This is a genomic window from Desulfolithobacter dissulfuricans (assembly GCF_025998535.1).
GTDB classification, from domain to species: Bacteria; Desulfobacterota; Desulfobulbia; order Desulfobulbales; family Desulfobulbaceae; genus Desulfolithobacter; species Desulfolithobacter dissulfuricans.
Genome location: NZ_AP024233.1, coordinates 1436378 through 1459482, shown reverse-complemented (window position 1 = coordinate 1459482; position 23105 = coordinate 1436378). Strand labels below are relative to the sequence as shown.

The window sequence follows — 23105 nt, the reverse complement described above, 5'->3', positions numbered from 1 at the left end:
GACCTCCCGTGTCCCGACCCGGGTGATTTTGCCTGCACCCCGGGAAGCAGCCGCCACCCTCCTTCCCTGGATGCTGCCCGGATACCCTCCTTCCCCCTGGAGTGCAACCAGGGCCATGGTCGTCCAGGGTACAGGCCACCGACAATTTGACAAACCCGGCAGTAATCAGGTAATCTGCGAGGTTATCCATCAGACAACAGCTCAATTGAGGTTGAAGAAAGCCTGCCCGCAGTATATATAGGGCGGTTCCGTTTTTCATAAATATCATCTGCTTTTCCTCTCACCATTCCGGCCTGGCCGGTAAAGGAGATTTATTTCATGACTGAAGTACGTGTGCGTTTTCCCCCCAGTCCCACAGGGTATCTCCATATCGGCGGAGCCCGAACCGCCCTGCTCAACTGGCTGTATGCAAGAAAAACCGGCGGCAAGCTGATCCTGCGTATCGAGGATACCGATGCCGAACGCTCGACCCAGGAATCCATTGAAGGTATCCTGGACGGCCTGAACTGGCTGGGCCTGGACTGGGACGAAGGCCCCTATTTCCAGACCGAGTTTGCCGACGAGCATGTGGCGGCCGCCAACCGGCTGCTGGAATCCGGCCATGCCTACAAGTGCTTCTGCACCAAGGAAGAGCTGGATGCCAAACGGGAAGCTGCCCTGGCCGCCAAAAAGGACGTACGCTACGACGGCACATGCCGCAACCTGAGCCCCGAGGAAGTGGCTGAAAAGGAAGCCGCCGGCATCCCGTACGTGGTTCGCTTCAAGGTCCCGCAGAAAGAGGGTACCGTGGCCTACGAGGACAAGGTGCTCGGCCGGATTGAACGGGCCTACAGCGACATCGAGGATTTTGTCATTGTCCGCTCAAACGGCAGGCCGCTCTACCTGCTGTGCAACGTGGTCGATGACATCCGGGACCGGATCACCCACGTGATCCGCGGCCAGGACCACATGACCAACACCACCCGCCAGATCCTGCTCTACGAGGCCCTGGGCGCGCCTATTCCGGTCTTTGCCCACATGCCCCTGACCCTGGATCTGCAAAAGCGAAAAATCTCCAAGCGCAGCCATGGCGAAATCGTGGCCGTGCAGTTCTACCGCGATAAGGGGTTCATTCCCTGGGCGCTGTGCAACTTCCTGGTGCTTCTGGGCTGGAACCCGGGCACGGACCAGGAAATCTTCTCGCGCGAGGAACTGATCGAAGCCTTCACCCTGGAGCGAATAAGCAAGGTCAACTCGGTCTTCAACTACCGCAAGGGCGATCCCAAGTTTTTCACCGATCCCAAGGCCATCTCCATCAACGCCCACTACCTGCGGACCATGGATATCGAGGAACTGGGCGCCATGGTCAAAAAGGAGCTGGAGGAGGCCGGACTGTGGGACGAGGCCTATGACAATGACAAAAAACAGTGGTATCTGGAGACCCTGGACCTGATCCGCGACCGGTTCCATACCCTGAAAGACTTCTGCACCATGGGTCGGGCCTATTTTGGTGACGATTACGAGATCGAGGCCAAGCCGCTGAAGAAAAACATTCTCAAGCACCCTGACCTGAAAAAATGGCTGCCCATGCTGGCCGAGCGCTTCGCGCAGCTCCCAGAGTGGACAAAGGAAGAGACCGAACGGGTTACCCGGGCGCTGGCCGGCGAACTCGACATCAAGCCGGGCATCCTGATCAACGGCATGCGGACCGTGCTCACCGGTCAGCTGGCCGGACCGGGCATGTTCGACATTCTCATTGCCCTGGGACAGGACCGGGTGGTACAACGGTTACAAAACATCGATCACCTGTACGAAGAAAACGCATCATGACACCACATGACACGGCTGACAAGCCGCAGGATTTCATCCGCCAGATCATTGCCGAAGACCTGAAATCGGGTAAACACTCCCAGGTGATCACCCGGTTCCCGCCCGAGCCCAACGGCTTTCTCCACATCGGCCATGCCAAGTCCATCTGCCTCAACTTCGGCATTGCAAAGGAGTACAACTCGGTCTGTCACCTCCGCTTTGACGACACCAATCCGGGCAAGGAATCCACTGAATACGTGGAGGCCATCAAGGAGGACGTGCGCTGGCTGGGCTACGACTGGGGCGAGCATCTTTATTATGCCTCGGACTATTTCGACAAACTCTACCGGTACGCCATCCAGCTCATCGAGATGGGCAAGGCCTATGTCTGCCATCTGAGCGGTGAGGAGATCCGTGCCTACCGGGGCACCCTGACCGAACCCGGCAAGGAGAGCCCCTATCGCAACCGGAGCGTGGAGGAGAACCTGGAGCTGTTCGAGCGGATGCGGGCAGGAGAGTTCGACGAGGGTGAGTGCGTCCTGCGGGCCAAGATCGACATGGCCTCGCCCAACATCCTGATGCGTGATCCGGTCATCTACCGGATCCTCAAGATACCCCATCACCGGACCGGGGATAAGTGGTGCATCTACCCGATGTACGATTTCACCCACTGCCTCTCGGACATGCTCGAAGGGATCACCCACTCCCTGTGCACCCTGGAATTCGAGAACAACCGGCCGCTCTACGACTGGTTCCTGGACACCCTCAAGACTCCCTGCCATCCCCAGCAGATCGAGTTTGCCCGCCTCAACATCAACTACACGGTGATGAGCAAACGTAAACTCCTGCAACTGGTGGACGAAGGGCACGTGAACGGCTGGGACGACCCCAGGATGCTGACCCTGTCCGGGCTGCGCCGCCGTGGCTACACACCGGCATCGATCCGAAATTTCTGCGATATCATCGGGATCGGCAAGCGCAACTCCTGGGTGGACATGGGCGTGCTGGAAAACGCGGTCCGCGACGATCTCAACGACCATGCCCCCCGCGTTCTGGGCGTGCTGCGGCCACTCAAGGTGGTCATCACCAACTACCCGGAAGAGCAGGTGGAGTATTTCGAGGCCCAGAACCACCCCAAGAACCCGGAGATGGGCACCCGTCCCCTGCCCTTTTGCCGCGAGATCTACATCGAAGCCACCGACTTCATGGAAGATCCGCCGAAGAAATTCTTCCGCCTCGGACCGGGCCGGGAAGTACGGCTGCGTTACGCCTATTTCATAACCTGTCAGGAGGTCATCAAGGACGAAGAGGGCAACGTTGTGGAGCTGCGCTGCACCTATGATCCGGAAACCAGAGGCGGATCAGCGCCGGATGGCCGCAAGGTCAAGGGCACCATCCACTGGGTTTCGGCCAGGCACGGCATCCCGGCCGAGATTCGGCTCTACGACCGCCTTTTCACGGTCGAGCATCCGGACATGGACAAGAAAAAGGACTTCAAGGAATTCCTCAACCCCCATTCCCTGGATATCCTGACCGATGCCATTGTCGAGCCCGGGCTGGCCAGGGCCACCCTGGATGACCGGTTCCAGTTCGAACGGCAGGGCTACTTCTGCCTGGACAGCAAGGACAGCCGGCCAGACCACCTGGTCTTCAACCGCATTGTTACCCTTCGCGATACCTGGCAGAAGATGAATAAAAAGAACCTGAATCCGTGAAGCTGGAATTTCGCCGCAGGCGCAAGGAAGAGGCCCATTGATTAGAGTGACGCTCTATCAATGGGTTGATGACGCAGCGGATGCGGTGAAAGTCCAGCTCCCGAAGGGCGGCTCCATTACAAATGGGTGAATTGGAAAACCCAATATTATCTCTTCATTTTGATTGAAATTCAAGGCAGCTAACCCAAAACAGTAATTTTTCCGTCACGGATTCAGGAAGAAGTAATAGCAGCCACGAACACTGCCAGAGAAAGGAATCACACTCAGGCCGGGCAGCAGTCCGGCCTGTTTATGTGTAACTGATTACAGGGTGCGCACCAGACCGATATTGCAGGGGAAAAAATGTAAGCCGTCTCAGGCGCCACATATTTGTGTAGTCGTGGCTGGCCGCTATAGCCCCTCTATGCGGACAGACGCGACCGCGCAAAGATGGGGTGCCTGTGACGACTTACGTTTATGTTTCAGCACCAGTGTCCTTCCCGGGAAGGGGAAGAGACATCCCCCGGTACGGCGAGGAGCGACCGAAATCAGTCTGCAGCGTCTGACTTCTCCTCCCCATTCTCATCGTGCCCGGCAGCCGCCCTGTCCTTGCCGTCCTCATCCTCGACGATGATCGTGGCCATCATGTCCTCGGCATCCTCTTCTGCTGCCTCATAAAACATGAGACTCTGCATGGGACCGCCACTGCCCTTGTCAAGACGCCGCTCCGACTTGTCCGAAGGCGCCGCGCCCACGGAAGCGACAGCAGGAAAAGAGAAAAAAATCAACATCAGAGCAAGGCTGGCAAATCGTTTCATACTCTTCAATACCCACAGTGAAAATTTGTAAGGACAAGGCGGCCCCGCAAAGCTGGGGACCGACCCCAATACGCAAAACGTCCTGTCAGCTTACCCAGCCCGAAACGAAACGCAAGTTTTTTCCCACCGACCTTGCCGGGCCGGAACAATACATGAGCTCACAGCCAGAACCAGGTAAAAAACAATGAAAATATGGGTCGATGCCGACGCCTGTCCCGTAGTGATCAAGGATATCCTCTTCCGAGCGGCGGAACGTACCAGGGTGGAGATGACCCTGGTCGCCAACCAGCCGATGCGCATCCCCCGCTCCCCCTGGATAACCTTCCTCCAGGTAGCGGCAGGACCTGATGTGGCCGACGATGAGATCATAAAAAGGCTCAACCCCGGCGACCTGGTCATAACCGGCGACATCCCCCTGGCCGCCAGGGTCATCGAAAGGGGAGCCCATGCCCTGAACCCCCGCGGTGAACTCTACACCACCGAGAACATCAACTCCCGCCTGAGCATGAGGGATTTCATGGATACCCTCCGCGCCAGCGGCATCGACACCGGCGGCCCGCCAGCCCTGAGCAAACAGGATCGGCAAACCTTTGCCAACAGCCTGGACCGGTTCCTGACCGGCCACACAGATTAGAAAACCACCGGTCCAAAAACTCACAGGACAACCTGCAACACACCATAAACTGCACCCACTGCCTGCACTGCCACTATCACCACCCCGGCGAAACAACCAGGGCCCCCTGGTTTCTCCTGCCCCTCTGCAGCATGCTCTTCGTACATGATCCGATCCAGGGCATCATCCTCATCAAACAGGTTGTCATCATCCATAGTTGAGCCCTTCCCCAACTTCAACACCAATCACCGAACGGCCCCAAACACTACCTGGTGCCACCCGCTCTGCGGTGGCACCCGTCCATCGACAAAACCAGCAAAGTTTCAGAAAGTTATCACCCCCTCCCGCGGGGTAAACGCCATGACCTCTGCAAAAGCCTGAACCATCCGCCCCCCGACCCTGGCTGCCGAGACAAAGGCACTACGTTTTTTGCAGCACGCTGCATACGGCCTGCAGCAACTCATCTCTGGTCAAGGGTTTCTGAAGAAACATACCAATGCCGAGTTCATTTTTCTTCTCGACCTCGTTCATATCCTTACTGTAGCCGGTGCAGAGGATAACCGGCAGTTCAGGTCTGATTTCCCTTACCCGCCTCACCAGTTCCAGCCCGCCCATGCCCGGCATGGTCATATCGGAGATCAACAGGTCCCATCTCTCTGGATCCCTGGACAGAAGGTCCCAGGCCGCAAAACCATTTTCAAAGGCCTCGACAATATAACCTTCCTGACCAAGGAATGCGCTGACCAGCTCCCTGATGGTCTCTTCATCATCCACCACCATGATCTGTGCATCTCCCCGGCAATCGACCTGTTCCGCCTGGGGTTCCCTGCCAGCTATTGCCCTGGCCCCATGAACCGGTAGATAAATCGTAAACGTGGAACCATGCCCCTCCGCACTTTCCACGACGATCTCCCCACGGCAATCTTTAATGATCCCATGGACGACAGCCATCCCGAGACCGGTCCCTTTACCATGTTCTTTACTGGTGAAATAGGGCTCAAAGATTTTTGCCATGGTTTTCTCATCCATGCCGGATCCCGTATCACGGACCATAATCCGCACATACCGGCCGGGATCAAGCGTGATCCCGGGTTGCGGATGGTCGCTGTCTACTGCAACATCATGCAGGGCAAGGGTAAGGATCCCTCCGGTATGCTCCATGGCATGATAGGCATTGGTACAGAGATTCAGGATCACCTGGTGCATCTGGGTCTCATCTGCATACACCAGGGCCTCCGAACGGAAATCCTGCCTGATTTCGATGGAGGCCGGAATAGTGGAACGGAGCAGGCTGACCACTTCAGAGATGATGTCTACCAGTTTGAGAGGCCTTTTACTCTGTTCTGCCTTGCGGCTGAAAGCCAGGATCTGCCGGACCAGATCACGGGCCCTGACGGCACCGAGATGCGCCTTCTCAAGATGATTCAGCAGGGTAGCGTCTTTGGCTCCCCTGAACATGGCCAGCTCAAGATATCCGAAGATAGCCGTCAGGATGTTATTGAAATCATGGGCTATACCGCCGGCAAGTGTGCCGATGGCTTCCATCTTCTGTGCCTGCCGCAACTCGGTTTCCAGGCGCCTGCGATCGGTTATATCCCTGACCGATGCCAGGATGGAATCTTCCCCGGCAATGGTCGATTTTTTCAGCGACACCTCCACCCAGAAGAGCTCTCCATTTTTTCGCCTGGCATGCCATTCAAAAACCTGCGGCCCCTCGGTGAGGGTTTTCTGCAGCCACTTCCTTGCATCGTCCTGGGAGTATGGCGGCCTGCCCACGCTGAAGTCCTGAAGCTGCCTGGAAAGTGCCTCCTCCCGTGTACAGCCATACATCTTGAGCATGGTCTCGTTGACATCGCGCAACTGACCTGTGACAGGGTCGTGGATAAACAATGCATCGCTGGTGGAGTTGAAGATTTCCCGGAAGCGCTGCTCGCCCATGGCCAGCTCCATGGTTCTCTCCTGCACGCTTTTCTTCAGTTTCAGGTTAAAGGTGAAAAGCAGGAGAGCCACGAAGGCCACCAGCAGCATGGCGGTGGCAAGTACAGGGAGAATCAGCCGCAGATAAGGCCGTTCCGCTGCCTTATCAGGCGAGTAGATGAAGTCATCCAGGGGAAAATCCGCGCTGAGCATGCCAAGCTCGACAAAGGTATCGGCAATGCGACGCCACCTTCCGGGATTCATGTGCCCGATCTGGATGAACCTGGGCAGCATCAGTTCCCGCACCTTTTCCGCCTCGTACCGCAGGGTTTCTCTGCTGAGCCTGGTACTGTAGTGTTCCAGGATGATATCGATCATCTCCTCGGGATGCTCCATGGCATACTGCCAGCCACGCAGACTTGCCTCCAGAAAGGCCCTGACACGCTCCGGATGCTCCCGCATCTCCCTGCTGCTGGTATAGAGGCAGTCTCCATAAAAATCGATTCCATAATTGATAGGAAAGAGCAACGTGTAGGCAATGCCACGCTTTTCCAGCACATACGGCATATCGGTCAGGTAACCGCTCTGGGCATCGACCCGGCCGGAGATCAGATCCTCGATATCCCAGCTGTGATCGAGAATGGTCAGATCAGTGCTGCGTATCCCTTCATGGCTGAACATGGCTCTTGTTTCGAAATTACCATGGGGCATCAGCATGAGACGCTTGCCGATCAGATCATGGGGACTGGCGATCCCGGTATCCTTCCGGGCTATAACCACCTCCGGGGAATGCTGGAGAATGGCCGCCAGGACCACAACCGGTTTGCCAGCCTGCCGTTCGAGCAGCAGGCCCGGCATCTCCACCGCAAACTGTGCCCGACCGAAAACCAGTTCATCGGCAATGGCTATCCCAGGTTTCCTTTCCTTCAGGATAACTTTCAGCCCTGCTTCCCGGTAAAATCCCTTGACTACAGCGGCATAATAGCCGGCAAACTGGAACTGATGCTGCCACTTGAGCTGCAGAACAACCTCCTCCAGCCCGTCCTCCGTACCTGCCGCCTGGGCAGCGACAGAACAACAACTGTTGAACACCAGCAGGAATATCAGAAGAAGAGCCTTCCTCATCTCGCCTCATCATGGACTTGTCGTACAAGCCACATTCCTTTTTCCAAAATTGAGCGTTTCAGTTTCAATGTCTACCCCGTCAGACCGGCACAACCAGACATTGCACCGATAAACCATGCCGGCCCGGAACAGTTCAAAGGTTCACTTCCCGGGCCGGCACGCGGCCCTCAGAGTATCGAACGCCCTTCACACAGCCCCAGACGCACCTCGACGCTCTGCAGGTTGCCAAGGCATCCGCAGCTGTCTGTGGTTACGTGAGACGCTGACAACTTCAGGGAGACGGTACAGATGAAGCGGACAGGGCCGGTTCTCCAGGATAACGATAACCTGGACAACGCATGATCGTTGACCTGGAACCTTTTTACCTGAACCAGTGTACCACAACTGGCTTTCAGATTGTAGAGGTCACCACAATTTAGAATGATATTTATTTCTTTTTACAAAGCCAAAACTCCACAGGTAATCCGCCCATGTCCCGGTACGGTCACGAAACGAGGCTAATGGCGGCCACCAAGCCTGGGCAGTTGATCGGTCAGTTAGGTGAGGTTTAATTGGCGGTTACGTATACGCAGACGGAGTGAGCGTCAACGAGGCCCTAGTCCGTAACAGCATGGCCTAGGTGTACCGGAAGTATTGCAAGGCTGTCTGTTGATTCTTAAATTCCCTTCACAAAAAGATGAGAAATTTTTCAGATTCTGTTGACAGGGACCAGTGAGAAATCGGATTATTTGAATGACGTCTTCCTTTCATGAATAGAGGTGGAGTGATGAGCCTATCGAAGAGGCCCATCACTCCCTCCAGGCAGGAGTAGCAGCTCCTGCCTGGAGTTGGATCACTGGTACTTTTTGTTCCCGTTTCCGTCAAGGATATCGTCTGTCTTCGACACACTGCTCTCCTTGGCCGATTTTTTCCCTGGCCGGAGTTCGACCGGTGCCCTTGTTGCGGAACTCTGCGCTTGTGGGGGCACGGCTTTGTGCTGGCCTATTTTTCCTGCTGTCCGGAACCGATCTCTATCCGCCGGTTGCGATGTCATCGCTGCGGCAGGGTATTCCGGTTGAAACCGGTTGGCTACTTCCCCCGGTTTCGTTCTTTCATCCAGGAAAACGCGGTACCATTGCCTATCGAAGCCAGAAGAACCGCTGGCGTCCTGACCTGGCCAGGCCGAGACAGCGCCAGTGGTGGCGCCGTCTCGGCCGCATGATTGCCCTGATCCTCGGGATCAGTTATTCCGGCTCCCCTGCTTATGCTTTCAACCTCCTCATGAACAAAGGCTTCATTCCTGTTACCAGCGCAGAATTACAGGAGAACAGAACCATGTAACCCCCACCCTACCGTATTGTATCCCTACCCGGATTCCTCCAGGATTGGTAGCGATATGGACCGAACTCAACCGTTCATATCCATTCAACCAAGGAGGATTCCATGGATGAAAAACAACGAGAAGAAGTCGCCCTGTTCCGTTTCGGTGTGATCAGCGATCTGGTCTGCACCCGCCTTGATCCCGGAACCATGGCGGAGATGATCCGCAGCAAGAGCAACCAGCGCTGGCATATCCCCTACTCGAACCGCACCAGGATCTCTGCCTCCACCATCAGGCACTGGATGCGCCTGTAGACAGAGAGCGGCAGGCAGATCAGCGCTCTCTATCCCGCCCACCGGAGTGATCGGGGCAGGAGCCGGAGGGTGGACGAGGAGACCATCCTGGCGCTGGTCAAACTGCGCAGGCAGATGCCCGGGCTACCCGTGGCCAGGCTGCTGCACGAGATGAAAAAAAGAAATCTCTGCCCGCCGGACCTGACCATCTCCCTGTCCACCGCTTACCGCATCCTGAGACAGGAAGGGCTTTCCGGCAGAAATCCCGCTGTAAAGGTGGACCGCCGCCGGTTCGAGGCCGAGTACCCCAATGACATCTGGCAGTCCGATGTTTTCATCTGCCGAGAGAGTTTTTACGACAGGAAAATATTGCAATATTTTTGTTGAATTTTCAATGTGTTAATTGCAAAGAAGCGGTGTTTTTCCAGCACTTTCGTCACGGATTGAGGATTTTGAGCAGGCCGTGTTTTTTTTGGAGTCGTTCAAATTTTTCCAGGTTTATCCATGGTATTTTTATGGTATTCTCGATGGCACTAAATGTGTCACGGTTGAATTAAACAGACCGGGGAACAGGAATGGCCGTGGCAAAAACCAGAGAGAGGAATGCATTCATGAAAAAGATAGATCTCAACGAGACCAGGGAGTTCAGTCCCCTGGGGATGAAGAGTATCGTGCTGCACGATTCTGAGTTTTTCAAGATTCTCAACTTCAACATCAAGGGCGGTTCCATCTTTCCGGTCCACAGCCATGATCTGGACGGTCAGCTGAGTATCCTGGTGATCGAGGGAGAGGGGGCTTTTCTGGCGGACAACGACGAAGAGATTCCGGCCAGGACCGGGGACATGCTGATCTCGGATATTCGTGAGCCCCACGGGGTCAAGGCGGATACGGACATGCGCATTGTGGTGACTATTGCGCCGCCTATTTGAGAAGACGCCGGTACGCGGTCAAGAAATCACCGCCCTGAGGGGCCATTCCCAAGGGTCGGAGGCAGACTCGGGACAGGGCGGGACGTTTATGTTTATCTCCGTACCGGCCGTTCCAGGTGACGGTATTGCCCGGAGGAGAGTGTCCTCCGGGGCAGGTCACGGCAATCAGAGCAGGGAGGAGCGGCGTTTGCGGGATCTGCCGCTGCCAAGGCCGATCAGCCAGCCGATGAGGAGCACTCCACTGCCGGCGAGGAACCACTTGATGCTGGTGTTTTTGCGCAGGCGCCGGTTTTCCTCTTCCACGGTCAGGTAGCGCTGGCGGACCTCTTCCACCTCCCGCCGGGTGTCTTTCAGCTGCTGCTTGGTCTGCACCACATCGGCCGCATCCCGTTGCAGGGCCTCGTACTGGTTGCGGACCAAGTCCAGCTCGGCCAGGCACTCGTCTTTCTGGCTTTCGCTCTCCTGCAGCGCTGCCTGCAGGGAATCGATCTCTTCCTGCATGGTCGCCTTGAGTTCGGCTATCCGTTCCTTGAACGTGGCCTGTTTTTCCTGCAGGGTCCTGTTTTCCTTCTTCAGCCTGGAGACCACCTCGTTCAGGGGCGGCTCCGTGGAGAGATACCTTTTGAGAATCCATCCCTCCTTGCCCTTTTCCGTGCGGATCCTGGCCCAGTCACCCTGTTCTTCAAGCAGCTCTACCCTGGTGCCATCGTTGACGATCACCACGATCCGGTAGTCCATGCCCTGGCCGCGGCGTACCGGCACCTCCAGCGAGGGTTTGACATAGCGGATCTCGGCCATGGCCGCGCCACTCCAGAGCAGGAGAACAACCACCATCACCGGGAAACATCGAGAAAATAAAAGAAAACGGCTCATCGTGCGCACTCCTGTAAAACCAGACATCGGGACCTCTCTTTTCTGCAAACCAGCTCAATCCGCCTGCCCAAAGTATTGACGTATTGCCCGGCCGGCTTTCTCTCGCGGGCAGTACATACTGTTTGAAAAAACCTGATATACACACATACCCCGAATCAGTTGCAAGTTCAACCGTGCCTGGATGGTGACAGCTGTGGGGTGGCCCTGATCAGAACGCCGATGGTCAGCACCAGGAGAATGGACACCAGCCCCAGGACCGGGTACACGGCCGCAAGCCCGCGGCTGCTTTCCACCAGGTGCACCAGCTTGACGGCCAGGGCCCCGATCCCGAAGGTAAGGACGAACTTCATCCCATAGGCCGAGCTGTGGAGGCCCGGCGGGGTGAGCCTGGCCACCAGCGTGTTCTCGATGGGCTGCATCCCCAGGAGGAAAAACGAGTGGGCCGTGGCCAGCAGGACCAGCGGCACATCGGTCACCCGGCCGATAACAAAGGCCAGCGGGATGGTCACCAGGTGAAAGGCCAGGTAGCCCCGGCGCAGGTCGAACCGCTCCCCCACCCGGCCACCGGCAAACTGGCCAAGCATCCCCACCAGGTACAGTCCGGAGGTGATCACCGTGGCCACCACGTTACCGGACAAGGTTCCGGGAAGCAGGCTGCTGAGAGTGGTATAGATCCCCTGGCCCTTTAACTCGAAGAGTGATGGCAGGGTGACCGTGGTGCCACGATACACGATGCCGCCAAGCATCATGGCCACCAGCAGGACCCCGAAGCCGAGCCAGGAGGCGCTACTATTGGTACTGTTGTGGCTGGTCTGTTTTTTCTGGGACTCGGTACGGACCTGGACGAGAAAGACAATCCCGGCCAGGTTGAGCAGGCCGACGGCCACGTACACCGCCTGGGCCCCCCAGAGCCAGTTGATGAGACCGGCCAGCAGCGGCCCGGTGGCCAGGCCGAAGTTGCCGAACATGCCGTTATAGGCCATGCCGGTGGAGGTGCGGGAGACACAGCAGGCTATCCATCCCAGGCCCGCCGGATGGTATATGCCGGAAAAGAGCCCGATGCCGGCCAGGGTCCAGCGAAGGATCTGCGGATCATCGATGAAAAATCCACTGGCCAGGGCCGACACCCCGGCGCCGACATAGAAAAGCGCCAGCAGCGGCCTGGCCCCGAACCGGTCCGAGAGCAGGCCCCACGGCAGGGCGGTAATCCCGAACAGCAGGTACATCCAGAACCCGAGTTCCAGGGTCTCGGCCATGCCCAGGCCCAGCCTGCTGGAAAGCGGCAGCAGGATGGCCGGAAAGACCAGCATGTTGCAGTGGCTCAGGAAATGACCGTAACAGGTGACTGACAGTATTTTCCGATCACTGTGGTTCATTTGAATCCGTACAGTCCAGGGAAGATTACAAGGGATGCCAGCACCAGAACCTGGATACAGATAAAGGGCAGGACCCCCTTATAGATATCCGTGGTGTGCACCTCAGGAGGCGAGACGCCCTTCAGGTAGAAGAGAGAAAAGCCAAAGGGCGGGGTAAGAAACGAACTCTGCAGGTTCATGGCGATCAATATGGCAAACCACATGGGGTTGATACCGATGGTGTCGGCGATGGGCAGCAGGATCGGGACCACGATATAGGAAATCTCGATGAAATCGATAAAAAACCCGAGCAGCATGATCGCCACCATGGAGAGGACCAGGAAACCCCATTTCTCACCGGGCAGGTTGGTCATGAACTGCTCCACTATGGAATCCGCCCCGGTGTAGACAAACACCATGGAAAAGGCCGTGGCACCGATGAGGATGGCAAAGACCATGGCGGTGATTTTGACGGTTTCCAGGGAGGAGTCCATGACGATCTTCCAGCTCAGCTTCCGATACATGGCCGCAAGGATCATGGAGCCAAGGGCCCCCACCGAAGCAGACTCGGTCGGAGTGGCCACCCCGGCAAAGATGGAGCCCAGCACCAGGACGATCAGGGTCATGGGCGGCAGGATGGCAAAGATCGCCCGCTTCAGAGAACCCTTTCTGTCGGCCGGGTCCACGTTGATGGCCGGCGCCACCTCGGGCTTCAGAAAGGCAACGACAAGAATATAGAAGATATAGCAGGCCACCAGGGTCAGGCCCGGCCAGAGTGCGGCCTGAAAGAGGTCACCCACCGGGAGCTGGAACACGTCGCCCAGGATGATCAGGACAATGGAGGGCGGAATGATCTGCCCGAGAGTTCCCGAAGCGCAGATGGTACCGGTGGCGATCTTCTTGGAGTAGCCGTACTTGAGCATGACCGGCAGGGAAATAACCCCCATGGCCACCACGCTGGCGCCGACCACGCCGGTGGAGGCGGCCAGCAGCGTTCCCACCAGGACAGTGGAGATGGCCAGGCCACCGCGGACCTTGCCGAACAGCACCCCCATGGATTCCAGCAGCCGCTCGGCCAGCTGTGACTTCTGCAGGACAATGCCCATGAAGATAAAAAGCGGCACGGCCATGAGAATGGTGTTGGTCATGATGGAGTAGATGCGAAACGGCATCATGGAGAACATGAGAAAAAACTCTTCCGCCACCGCGGCCAGCGCCGGATGGGGTAGCAGCTCGATATAGGCGGCAATGGCCCCGAAAAACATGGCCACGGCCCCGAAGGTGAATGCCACCGGATAGCCCAGGGTGAGCAGCGCAAGCGCTGCAAGGAACATGATGATACCAGTCATTTTATCTCCCTCAACTTCCTGACGTTCTGGAGGATGTACCCGATGGCGCTGATGATCAGGAATCCAAAGGACAGCGGAATCATCCCCTTGATGACCCACCGGAAAGGGAGCCCGCCGGGATCTTCAGAGATCTCATGGGTCTCGTAGGCGTCCCGGACAAATTCCAGCGAGCCGCCGAAGATGAGCAGGGCCAGGGGGATGAGGAAGAACAGGGTGCCGATGATGTTGACGATCGCCTTTTTGCGCGGGCTGAATTTATCAAACAGAAAGTCCACCCGGACATGCCCCTCGTCCTTGAGGGCCACGGAGATACCAAAGAGGATGATGACAGCGAACAGATGCCACTCCATCTCCTGCATGCCCACCGAGGAGTTGTGGAAGAGATAGCGCATCATCACGTCCCAGGAGACATTGAGGACCATGAGCAGGAGGAGCACCGACAAAATCCTGCCCAGTCCGTTCACCATTTTTATTATTATCTTTTCGAGGATATCCAGCATGACCGATAACTGTGCCAAAAAAAAAAGATCCATCAGGATCGAAAACCAGATCCGCCCTGCCGAAAGTGGTCTGACAGGGCGGAAAACTAAAGCCTTCTGCAAGAGAAAAAAGGGAATCAGTCTTCTTCCAGCTCCAGGCAGGTCTTGATGTAGTTGTAGTCGGAGATAATGGTCCACTGGCGGGCCTTTTTCATGAACGACCGCTGGGATTCGAGGATCTCCTTAAATACCGGATCTTTGGCGGCATAGGAGTTAAGCACCTCGTCGGTGGCCTTTTTCATAGCCTTGAGAACCGGTTTGGGGAAGGTCTTGACCTTGATGTTGGGGTACTCGGTCTTCATCTTCTCCCAGGCCTCGGCGCTGCCGGCAAAGTTCTCGAAATACATCTCCGAGGCCACAGCCTTCATGGCGGACTGGAGCATGGCCTGGTACTCGGGCGGCAGCTTGCTGTAGGCCCGCTTGTTGATCAGGAACTGCATCTCGGAGGCCGGTTCATGCCAGCCGGTGTAGTAATAGGGCGCGATCTTGTGGAAACCCATCTTGATGTCCATGCCCGGGCCAACCCACTCCAGGGCGTCGATGGTGCCCCGATCAAGGGAGGTATAGAGCTCACCGGCCGGGATATTGGTCACGTTGACGCCCAGCTTGGCAAACACCTCGCCGGCCAGGCCGGGAATCCTCATCTTCAGGCCCTTCAGGTCATCGAGGGACTTTATCTCCTTCCGGAACCAGCCGCCCATCTGCACGCCGGTGTTGCCGCCGGGATAGCTGAGGACCTTGTAGCGGTCATAGACCTGCTGCATGTACTTCATGCCGTCGCCATAGTAAAACCAGGCATACTGCTCAAAGGCGGTCATGCCGAAGGGCACGGTGGTAAAGAAGACCATGCTCATGTCCTTACCCTTCCAGTAGTAGGACGCGCTGTGGCCCATCTGGTACTGGCCACCCTTGACCATATCAAGAATGCCCAGCGGCGCCTTGTGCTTTTCCTTGCCTTCCACCTTGATGATGAACTTGCCGCCGCTCATCTCCTTGACCATCTCGGCCAGCCGCAGGGGCGGAGAGGCCAGCGGAGTAAGGGTCGAGGGCCAGGTCATGGCCAGCTTCCATTTCACGGTTTTCTGGGCCAGCGCCGGGGTTGCCAGCATGGCCAGGGCCGCGAGGGCAACAACAGCTCTTGTCAGAATCTTCATTCTTACCTCCACGAAATAATCTTAAAAAACAAAGAGAAACACTGGCCCGGTTCCACCGGCCCAGCCTGAAAAACCCGGGTAGGCTTCCCGGATACGCCTGCTTCACTGCTTATTTTCTGCTTTAGTCCATCTTGCCGGTGAAGAACTTTTCCGCCAGATCCACATCCTCTTTGGAACCGATGATGAGCGGTACCCGCTGATGCAGACCGGTGGGCTGGATATCGAGAATGTCGCGGCCATCGTCGGTGATGGCCCGGCCGCCTGCCTGCTCGACGATCATGGCCATGGGGGCGGCCTCGTAGAGGAGCCGCAGCTTGCCCTCGGGCTTGTCGGTGGATTTTTTGTCCCGGGGATAGAGGAAGATGCCGCCGCTGATCAGGTTGCGGTGGAAATCGGCCACCAGGGAACCGATATAGCGCAGGCTGTAGGGCCGGCCGGACTCCTTGTCGATGGTCTTGACGTAGTCGATGTAGCGGCGGGTCGGTTCGTGCCAGTAGTTGGTGTAGGCCTCGTTGACCGAATAGTATTTGGCCCGGGAGGGGATCCTGATATCGGGGTGGGAGAGGAAGAACTCGCCCACGCTCGGGTCCAGGGTAAAGCCGTGCACACCGTCGCCGGTGGTGTAGACCAGCATGGTGGAGGAGCCGTAGATGATATAGCCGGCCGCGACCTGCACCCTGCCCTTCTGCAGCAGGTCCTCCTCAGTGCCCTGTTTGCCGTCGCTGAGACGGCGGTGGATGGAAAAAATCGTCCCGATGGAGACATTGACATCGATATTGGACGAGCCGTCCAGCGGATCAAAGGCCAGGGAATACTTACCCTCGTAGCCATCGAGTACCGGGATGATACCGTCCTCCTCCTCCGAGGCCATCACGCAGATATAGCCGCACTGCTCCATGCGCCGTTTGATGGTGGAGTTGGCGAACTCGTCAAGTTTCTGCACATCTTCGCCCTGAACATTGGTCTTGCCCGACTGCCCCAGAATATCGGCCAGCCCCGCCATGTTGACCTCGGCGGAGATGATCTTGGCCGCGACAATCAGTTCACTGAGCAGACCTGTCAGTTCACCGGTTGCCTCCGGGTGCAGTTTCTGGCAATCCATAAGCTGTCTGGATACGGTAATACCTATACGTTTCGCCATGCTCTCACCTCAAGTTCACTGGTACCGGAAAATATTGTCGTACACACTGTCATCTGTCAGGGCAACATATTGAACAGCCATCACCTTGTCAATCTTTCCCACCCCCTGGCTGACCGAGATTTTTCCAGTGCAGCACCAGGTTGATAATCGTCCGGGTGCCGATCCCGGACGGCCCTTTCGGGATATAGGATTTTTCGGTGAAATTCCAGGCTGTTCCGGCGATATCAAGATGGGCCCATGGAACTTCTCCGACAAATTCCTCCAGGTAGCAGGCCGCGGTGATGGTTCCTGCGGGTCGACCGCCGGTATTTTTCAGATCCGCCACCTCGGATTTGAGCTGCTTGCGATACTCCCTGCCCAGGGGCAGCCGCCACAGGGGTTCACCGGCAAGCTCGCCTGCCCTCAGCAGCTGCCCGGCCAGCTGGTCGTTATTGGCCAGCAGGCCGGTGTGGTGATGACCAAGGCCGATAATGACCGCGCCGGTCAGGGTTGCCAGGTCCACCACCCCGTCGGGCCTGAATTTTTCCACCCCGTAGGCCAGGGCATCGGCCAGGATCAGCCGCCCTTCGGCATCGGTGTTTATTATCTCGCTGGTCTTGCCGTTGTAATGGGTGATAATATCACCTGGCTTGGTGGCCGTGCCGCTGGGCATGTTGTCGGTGGCTGGAACCAGAGCAACCACGTTGATCCCTGCCGGTTTTTCCTGAGCAATGGCCTCCATGGCCGCCATCACCGCCGCCCCGCCGCACATGTCATATTTCATCTCCTCCATGCCGGAAGCCGGTTTCAGGCTGACCCCGCCGGAATCAAAGGTCAACCCCTTGCCGACCAGCATGAGGGTGGGATTTTTTTTCCTGGTCCGGTATTCAAGGATAACCAGTCTGGGCGGCGTGGCCGAACCCTGATTGACGGCCAGGATACCGCCCATGCCGAGTTTCTCCATCTCCTGTTTGTCGAGCACCTGACACCGCAACCCGTATTCCCTGGCAAGACGGTTGCCATAGAGGGCAAACCTCTCCGGGGTCCAGCCATTGCCAGGCTCATTGGCCATGTCCCGGGTCGTGCAGGCGGCCAGCGCTGCATGACGGCCCCGGGTCATACCTTTGCGGACCGCCGACTCACCATGGGAGCCCGGATGGAGAATGAACCGTTCCACCGCCCCGGTACCATCCTCATCTTCGGATTTGGTCTTGTACTTGTCGAACCGGTAGTTGCCAAGGATCAGGCCCTCGGTCACGCATTCCGCCATCTGGCGCGATGGCAGGTCCACCGAGTCGGGCAGAACCACCACCATTTCCTTTGCCTTGAGATCGATCCCTTTCCGGGCGGCCGTACCGGCAGCCAGCCGGAGCTGTTCGCGTCTGGCGCTGTCCAGCTTTTCCGGTTTTCCCAGTCCAACCAGCAGGATCCGGCCTGCCCTGATGTCCTTTTTGTGCAACCCGGCGGCCATGGATGGATAGATCAAAAACACCTGCCCCTCTTTGCCACTGAAGTCACCATTTTTCCAGGGAACCCTCAGGATTTTGCGGATATCGGGATCAGCGCAGTCTGGGGTTTTTTTGCCGGTTTCAGCGGCAAAATAGACCAGGATGTCCGAGGAGAGAGAACGGGGCTCACGGGATGTCGTCTGTATCATAGCAACCTTCAAGAGTTCTTTTTTTGGATGTATCGCCTGGGCCGGGGCGGGCCACGTCCCGTTGTACACTGCTTTACCCGCGCAAGTCAATTACCTGGCAGGCCACAACCGACCGGCCATCACCAGTATTTCGCGCAACAGGATAGCATCCGCCGGGGAATCTGGATATAATTCTGCATTACCAGACAAGATTCAATAGAGGCAGGCGGAAAAAACCAGGGTTCCAGCCGTTTTTTTAACCGACCCTTCCGTGGTTCCGCTGCTGACAAAGAAAAATCGATCTGATTACCATCAATCTTTGGCATTGAAACCGGTGTCGACCTCACTTGTTTCACGGGACGCCATAAACCCGTCCCTGGGGGCTTGACTGTGGCCATCCAGGCCACAGACACCCGTGAAACAAGTGAGGTCGACACCTTCATCCATCGGTGGCTGAATTTCAGTGGTAATCACAAAAATCGAACGGAGGTCCCTCTTGCTCATAGAACTCGTTGTGGCTGTCAGCCTGGCCATCACCATCTCCGCCATGTGCTCGGTCTTCGAGGCAGTGCTCTATTCCCTGCCGCTCAGTCATGTGGAACTCATCGCCAAGACCCATCCACGCAGCGCCAGTACACTAAGGAAGCTGAAGCAGAACATAGACCAGCCCATCACCGCCATCCTCACCTTAAACACCATCGCCAACACCACCGGCGCGGCCGTGGCCGGGGCTGCGGCCGCCGCGGTCCTCGGGGAACAGAACGTCTTCTGGTTTTCGATCTTCTTCACCCTGTCCATTCTCTTTCTTTCGGAGATTCTTCCCAAGACCATCGGGGTCGAGTTCAACCGCAACCTGGCTCCCTATATCGCCACGCCCCTGCACTGGATGGTCATTGTTCTGCAGCCCATCATCCTGGTCTGTCAGGCGGTGACCCGGCTCATCCCCAAACGGTCCACCAGCCAGGTTTCTGCCGAGGAGCTGCGGACCATCGCCCGTCTGAGCCGCAAATCCGGTGAAATCGAGGTAGAACAGGAAAAGGTGATCATCAACATCCTTCAACTCGGGGAAAAGACAGTGCGCCAGGTCATGACCCCGCGCACTGTCACCTTTGCGCTGAGCAAGGACATGACCGTGGGCGAGGCAGCCAAGCTCAAAGATAAATGGCGCATGCACAGCCGGGTACCGGTCTATGACAAGGATTTCGATGATGTGGTCGGCATTGTCCTGAGCAAGGATGTCTACATGGCGGCGGCGGAAAACCGTTACAACCTCAAACTCGCCAAGATCATGCACCCGGTCCATTTCGTTCCGGAAACCGCGCCGCTCAACCGGGTGTTCATCGATTTTTTTGAACGGCACCAGCATCTCTTCGTGGTGGTGGACGAGTATGGCTCTGTCACCGGTGTGATCAGCATGGAGGATATCATCGAGGAGATCATTGGCCGGGAGATCGTTGACGAGTCGGACAAGACCAAGGATATGCGGGAGCTGGCCAGAATCAAGACCGGGCGCAAACGCCGGACCTGATGCCTGCACCTGCGAAAGCCGGCAGGGCAGCTGCCCCACTGGTCGGAACCGTGCGAAAAAAAAGCCGCCGGCCGGGGATCACAATGATCACCCCGGACCGGCGGCTTTTTCTTTCACCCACCCGGAAAACGGTCTGCAGTTTTTTACCCGGGCAGCCTGCCCCCCTGCCCTGACCGGCCCGGCTTACTCCATGGCCTCGAGGACCACATCCACATCCATGGGCTGGCCGTCGCGCAGGATATTGAGCGTCACCGTGTCGCCCACGTCATAGCGCTCCAGTTCGTCCCGGAGGCTGTTGTAATCGTTGACCGGCCGGCCGTTGATCCCGACGATGATATCACCTAGGACAAAGCCGCCCTGCACCTGCCTCGTTCCGCGCAGCCCGGCCTTGTCCGCGTTGGAGCCGGGCATGACCTTCATGATCAGCAGTCCCTTGTCGACGATGCTCCTGGTCAACCGCGGATTGGCCAGGGCGACACCCAGGCCCGGGCGGATCATTCGACCGGTACGGATAACCTGGGGCACCACCTTGTTCACCTCGTCCACGGGTACGGCAAAACCGATACCCGAACTGGCACCGGACGGGGAGTAGATGGCGGTATTGACGCCGATGAGCCGGCCGGCGCTGTCCAGCAGCGGTCCGCCAGAGTTGCCGGGGTTGATGGCCGCATCGGTCTGGATCACATCGTGGATGGTCCGGCCGGTGACCGAGGTGATCTCCCGGCCAAGGGCGGAGACCACGCCGGTGGTCAGGGTCTGGTCCAGGCCGAAGGGATTACCGATGGCAAAGACCTTCTGCCCCACCAGCAGGTTACGGGATTCACCGATGGGGATGGGGATGAGCTTGGAGGAAGGGGCCGAAATCTGCAGAACAGCCAGGTCCCGGTCCGGAGCCGCACCCACCAGGACCGCCTTCCAGGTGGAATGGTCGGCCAGGGTGACCTCAATCCGGCTGGCATCCTTGATGACATGGAAATTGGTGACAATCCGCCCCTCGTTGTCCCAGATGAATCCGGAACCGGTACCCTGGGGAATTTCATAGACGTTGAGGGAGAAGATACCCCGCCGGACGGCGAGGGTGGTTATGTAGACCACCGATGGAGAGGCATTCTGGAAAATCTCGATGGTGTTTTTTTCGTCTTCGGCCAGGTCGCCCCGGGCCGCCACCACCCGCGGGGTCGCGTTGGGATCAAGCCCCGGCCGCTGCAATCCCTGATAGACCAGCCAGCCGCCGATCAGGACAATAACCAGCAGCAGGGCCGGATGGACTCTTCCTCTGTTCGAACCAGCAGCGCGCCATCTCAAGGTCTGATCCTCCTATAGCTCCAGCAATGTCTTTGCCACCATGAAGAATAACGATACACCAAGTATATCGATCGAGGTGGTTATAAAGGGGCCGGTGGCTATGGCCGCGTCGATGTTGAGCCGTTTGAGTATCAGCGGGACAATGGTACCCACGGTGGCGGCCATGGTCATGACCGCAAAAACCGAGATCCCCACCACAACCCCGAGATAGAGCGGATCGGCATACTTGAAATGGGCGAGAAACCCGAGCAGAGTGCCGAACACCGCCCCGAGGACGATACCGACCAGGAACTCCTTGATAACCACGGGAAAAAAATGCTGCATGTTGATCCGGCCGGTGGCCAGCCCCCGGACGACAATGGTGGAGGACTGGGTGGCGATGTTGCCGCCCATGCCGGCGATTATCGGGATGAACGAAGCCAGGGCCAGTACCTTCTGCAGTTCATACTGAAAGGAGTTGATGATGAACATAGCCGTAACCCCGCCGATCCAGGAAGCGAACAGCCACGGCGCCCGGAGAAGAATCTTCTGGTACAGGGGTTTGAGCAGAATCTCCCGCTCCCGGCCGGCACCGGCCATCTGCAGGAAATCCTCGGTGGCCTCTTCGCGGATAACATCGATGACGTCATCGACCGTGACGATACCGACCAGCTTGTAGGTGGCATCGACAACGGGAACCGCCAGAAGATTATACTGGGAAACCACGTGGGCAACCTCTTCCTGGTCGGTATCCGTGGTGACCGAGATGACGTTGCGGTTCATGATGTTCTTGAGCTTGCGGTGGGGCGGGTGGAGGAGCAGTTCCCGCAGAGAGAGCACTCCGGAGAGCTGACCGTCGCCGTGGGTGATGTAGAGATAGAAGACCATCTCTTTTTCTTCGCTGCGTTTCTGGACCTTTCTGATCGCCTCTTCGACAGTGAGATCCTCATCCAGGTACATGAAATCGGTGGACATGAGACCACCGGCGGTCTCGGGATCGTACTTGAGCAGCTCCTCCACTTCATGCCGGTCGTCCACCTGCATGTGCCGCCGGATTTCCACCGCGATATCGTTGGGCAGGGCTTCGAGCAGGTCGGCCGCGTCATCCGAGGCCATCCTGGTGACCACCTTGGCCATGAACTCGGGCGAGAGGTCTTCCACCAGTTCGACCATGATCGAGGTGTCGAGCTCGGAGAGGAAATCGGCAACCAGCTCGGTCTGGGCAATGATCTCGAAGATATCCTTGCGCTCGATGGGGGTGAGCGACCTGAAGACCCAGGCAAGATCGGCGGGATGGGTTTTGAAAATCAGTTTCCTGATATTGCCGACAGCTCCCTTGCGGTGCAGACGCCGCAGAGTTTCGAAGAGCACCCTCCCCTCGGTGCCTATCATTTCGCGTTTTGGTGATTTTTCCATGGGACTGTTTCCTCGGAGCTGGCCGTCGGCTGTTGGGATGTACCGATGGATACAAAAACTGTTTATTTTAGCAACGGAGCTGCGAAAAAGTCAAATATTAAAATACCGATACCGGGACCGGGTACGGACCGAGGACAAAAGGGAGAGCAGGGCTGTCACCCAAGCAGGCCGGAACGCTGGGCCAGAAAGCAGAGGAAAAAACCAATGGCCATGGCAAGGATCCCCATGAACCGCAGCTGTTCCGGACGCATCTCGGTGAGCTGTTTGAGCCAGCTCTGCATGGCCTCGGGCGAGGCAACGTAGGGCAGTCCTTCCAGGATAAGAATCAGGCCGATAAGAGTTACGAGTAATTTCATATATTCAGACTACCAGAT

General features: G+C 57.3%; 21 protein-coding genes. 8 read left to right on the top strand and 13 right to left on the bottom strand.

The annotated features are described in order from the left end of the window. Positions 1–318 precede the first annotated feature (318 nt). The gene (gene gltX / locus GF1_RS06470; protein ID WP_267928809.1) at positions 319–1809 is read left to right on the top strand and encodes a glutamate--tRNA ligase; all 1491 of its coding nucleotides are present in this window, start codon (positions 319–321) and stop codon (positions 1807–1809) included. Further along, entirely contained in the window at positions 1806–3503 is a 1698-nt protein-coding gene (locus tag GF1_RS06465; protein WP_267928808.1) for a glutamine--tRNA ligase/YqeY domain fusion protein, read from the top strand. The genes gltX and GF1_RS06465 overlap by 4 nt, the downstream gene beginning before the upstream one ends. A gap of 527 nt (positions 3504–4030) precedes the next feature. Here the strand turns inward: GF1_RS06465 and GF1_RS06460 are convergent. Then, positions 4031–4300, bottom strand: a complete 270-nt coding sequence (locus GF1_RS06460) for a hypothetical protein (protein ID WP_267928807.1) — start codon at positions 4298–4300, stop codon at positions 4031–4033. Positions 4301–4484: 184 nt separating this feature from the next. On the opposite strand from GF1_RS06460, the gene GF1_RS06455 reads away from it, so the two are divergent. After that, a complete protein-coding gene (locus tag GF1_RS06455; RefSeq protein ID WP_267928806.1) occupies positions 4485–4934 on the top strand; it encodes a YaiI/YqxD family protein in 450 nt (149 codons plus the stop codon). A gap of 20 nt (positions 4935–4954) precedes the next feature. On the opposite strand, the gene GF1_RS06450 is transcribed toward GF1_RS06455, so the two are convergent. After that, on the bottom strand, positions 4955–5128 hold the full coding sequence (locus GF1_RS06450; protein WP_267928805.1) for a hypothetical protein: 174 nt from the start codon (positions 5126–5128) through the stop codon (positions 4955–4957). Positions 5129–5333: 205 nt separating this feature from the next. After that, positions 5334–7955, bottom strand: a complete 2622-nt coding sequence (locus GF1_RS06445; RefSeq protein WP_267928804.1) for an ABC transporter substrate-binding protein — start codon at positions 7953–7955, stop codon at positions 5334–5336. 957 nt (positions 7956–8912) lie between these two features. Between GF1_RS06445 and GF1_RS06440 the strand changes: the two genes are divergently transcribed. The 4 genes from GF1_RS06440 to GF1_RS06425 all read left to right on the top strand — a co-directional run bounded on the left by GF1_RS06440 (position 8913) and on the right by GF1_RS06425 (position 10477). Then, positions 8913–9275, top strand: coding sequence for a hypothetical protein (locus GF1_RS06440; protein WP_267928803.1), 363 nt, complete (start codon positions 8913–8915; stop codon positions 9273–9275). Between the two features lie 102 nt (positions 9276–9377). Further along, positions 9378–9569, top strand: a complete 192-nt coding sequence (locus GF1_RS06435) for a hypothetical protein (protein WP_267928802.1) — start codon at positions 9378–9380, stop codon at positions 9567–9569. 69 nt (positions 9570–9638) lie between these two features. Continuing rightward, complete coding sequence (locus tag GF1_RS06430; protein ID WP_267928801.1) at positions 9639–9935, top strand: hypothetical protein; 297 nt, start codon at positions 9639–9641, stop codon at positions 9933–9935. A 224-nt stretch (positions 9936–10159) separates the two neighbouring features. After that, positions 10160–10477 (top strand): cupin domain-containing protein, encoded by a 318-nt coding sequence (locus GF1_RS06425; RefSeq protein WP_267928800.1) that lies wholly within the window; start codon positions 10160–10162, stop codon positions 10475–10477. Positions 10478–10642: 165 nt separating this feature from the next. Here GF1_RS06425 and GF1_RS06420 read toward each other — a convergent pair whose 3' ends face one another. The 7 genes from GF1_RS06420 to GF1_RS06390 all read right to left on the bottom strand — a co-directional run bounded on the left by GF1_RS06420 (position 10643) and on the right by GF1_RS06390 (position 18524). Beyond that, positions 10643–11350 carry a TIGR04211 family SH3 domain-containing protein gene (locus tag GF1_RS06420; RefSeq protein ID WP_267928799.1) on the bottom strand — a complete coding sequence of 236 codons (708 nt, stop codon included), beginning with the start codon at positions 11348–11350 and terminating at the stop codon, positions 10643–10645. Between the two features lie 167 nt (positions 11351–11517). Next, positions 11518–12726, bottom strand: a complete 1209-nt coding sequence (locus GF1_RS06415) for an MFS transporter (RefSeq protein WP_267928798.1) — start codon at positions 12724–12726, stop codon at positions 11518–11520. Then, positions 12723–14054 (bottom strand): TRAP transporter large permease, encoded by a 1332-nt coding sequence (locus GF1_RS06410; RefSeq protein ID WP_267928797.1) that lies wholly within the window; start codon positions 14052–14054, stop codon positions 12723–12725. Before GF1_RS06410 ends, GF1_RS06415 begins: the two co-directional genes overlap by 4 nt. After that, a complete protein-coding gene (locus tag GF1_RS06405; protein ID WP_267928796.1) occupies positions 14051–14572 on the bottom strand; it encodes a TRAP transporter small permease subunit in 522 nt (173 codons plus the stop codon). Before GF1_RS06405 ends, GF1_RS06410 begins: the two co-directional genes overlap by 4 nt. Positions 14573–14670: 98 nt before the next feature. Then, the gene (locus GF1_RS06400) at positions 14671–15747 is read right to left on the bottom strand and encodes a TRAP transporter substrate-binding protein (protein WP_267928795.1); all 1077 of its coding nucleotides are present in this window, start codon (positions 15745–15747) and stop codon (positions 14671–14673) included. A gap of 121 nt (positions 15748–15868) precedes the next feature. Then, entirely contained in the window at positions 15869–16888 is a 1020-nt protein-coding gene (gene fbp / locus GF1_RS06395) for a class 1 fructose-bisphosphatase (protein ID WP_267928794.1), read from the bottom strand. A gap of 88 nt (positions 16889–16976) precedes the next feature. Then, positions 16977–18524, bottom strand: coding sequence for a leucyl aminopeptidase (locus GF1_RS06390; RefSeq protein ID WP_267928793.1), 1548 nt, complete (start codon positions 18522–18524; stop codon positions 16977–16979). Positions 18525–18999: 475 nt separating this feature from the next. Between GF1_RS06390 and GF1_RS06385 the strand changes: the two genes are divergently transcribed. Beyond that, on the top strand, positions 19000–20031 hold the full coding sequence (locus tag GF1_RS06385; RefSeq protein ID WP_267928792.1) for a CNNM domain-containing protein: 1032 nt from the start codon (positions 19000–19002) through the stop codon (positions 20029–20031). Positions 20032–20214: 183 nt separating this feature from the next. Here GF1_RS06385 and GF1_RS06380 read toward each other — a convergent pair whose 3' ends face one another. The 3 genes from GF1_RS06380 to GF1_RS06370 all read right to left on the bottom strand — a co-directional run bounded on the left by GF1_RS06380 (position 20215) and on the right by GF1_RS06370 (position 23087). Then, complete coding sequence (locus GF1_RS06380; protein WP_267928791.1) at positions 20215–21336, bottom strand: S1C family serine protease; 1122 nt, start codon at positions 21334–21336, stop codon at positions 20215–20217. Between the two features lie 12 nt (positions 21337–21348). Next, positions 21349–22731, bottom strand: coding sequence for a magnesium transporter (gene mgtE / locus GF1_RS06375; RefSeq protein WP_267928790.1), 1383 nt, complete (start codon positions 22729–22731; stop codon positions 21349–21351). A gap of 155 nt (positions 22732–22886) precedes the next feature. After that, entirely contained in the window at positions 22887–23087 is a 201-nt protein-coding gene (locus tag GF1_RS06370; protein WP_267928789.1) for a DUF2065 domain-containing protein, read from the bottom strand. Between the last annotated feature and the right edge of the window lie 18 nt (positions 23088–23105).

Bases quoted from the DNA above. Each gene is read 5' to 3' on its own strand.
- GF1_RS06420 (WP_267928799.1), bottom strand. From the start codon at position 11,350: ATGAGCCGTTTTCTTTTATTTTCTCGATGTTTCCCGGTGATGGTGGTT.
- GF1_RS06425 (WP_267928800.1), top strand. From the start codon at position 10,160: ATGAAAAAGATAGATCTCAACGAGACCAGGGAGTTCAGTCCCCTGGGG.
- GF1_RS06370 (WP_267928789.1), bottom strand. From the start codon at position 23,087: ATGAAATTACTCGTAACTCTTATCGGCCTGATTCTTATCCTGGAAGGA.
- GF1_RS06450 (WP_267928805.1), bottom strand. From the start codon at position 5,128: ATGGATGATGACAACCTGTTTGATGAGGATGATGCCCTGGATCGGATC.
- GF1_RS06445 (WP_267928804.1), bottom strand. From the start codon at position 7,955: ATGAGGAAGGCTCTTCTTCTGATATTCCTGCTGGTGTTCAACAGTTGT.
- mgtE (WP_267928790.1), bottom strand. From the start codon at position 22,731: ATGGAAAAATCACCAAAACGCGAAATGATAGGCACCGAGGGGAGGGTG.
- GF1_RS06390 (WP_267928793.1), bottom strand. From the start codon at position 18,524: ATGATACAGACGACATCCCGTGAGCCCCGTTCTCTCTCCTCGGACATC.
- GF1_RS06435 (WP_267928802.1), top strand. From the start codon at position 9,378: ATGGATGAAAAACAACGAGAAGAAGTCGCCCTGTTCCGTTTCGGTGTG.
- GF1_RS06460 (WP_267928807.1), bottom strand. From the start codon at position 4,300: ATGAAACGATTTGCCAGCCTTGCTCTGATGTTGATTTTTTTCTCTTTT.
- GF1_RS06410 (WP_267928797.1), bottom strand. From the start codon at position 14,054: ATGACTGGTATCATCATGTTCCTTGCAGCGCTTGCGCTGCTCACCCTG.
- fbp (WP_267928794.1), bottom strand. From the start codon at position 16,888: ATGGCGAAACGTATAGGTATTACCGTATCCAGACAGCTTATGGATTGC.
- GF1_RS06415 (WP_267928798.1), bottom strand. From the start codon at position 12,726: ATGAACCACAGTGATCGGAAAATACTGTCAGTCACCTGTTACGGTCAT.
- GF1_RS06465 (WP_267928808.1), top strand. From the start codon at position 1,806: ATGACACCACATGACACGGCTGACAAGCCGCAGGATTTCATCCGCCAG.
- gltX (WP_267928809.1), top strand. From the start codon at position 319: ATGACTGAAGTACGTGTGCGTTTTCCCCCCAGTCCCACAGGGTATCTC.
- GF1_RS06400 (WP_267928795.1), bottom strand. From the start codon at position 15,747: ATGAAGATTCTGACAAGAGCTGTTGTTGCCCTCGCGGCCCTGGCCATG.
- GF1_RS06455 (WP_267928806.1), top strand. From the start codon at position 4,485: ATGAAAATATGGGTCGATGCCGACGCCTGTCCCGTAGTGATCAAGGAT.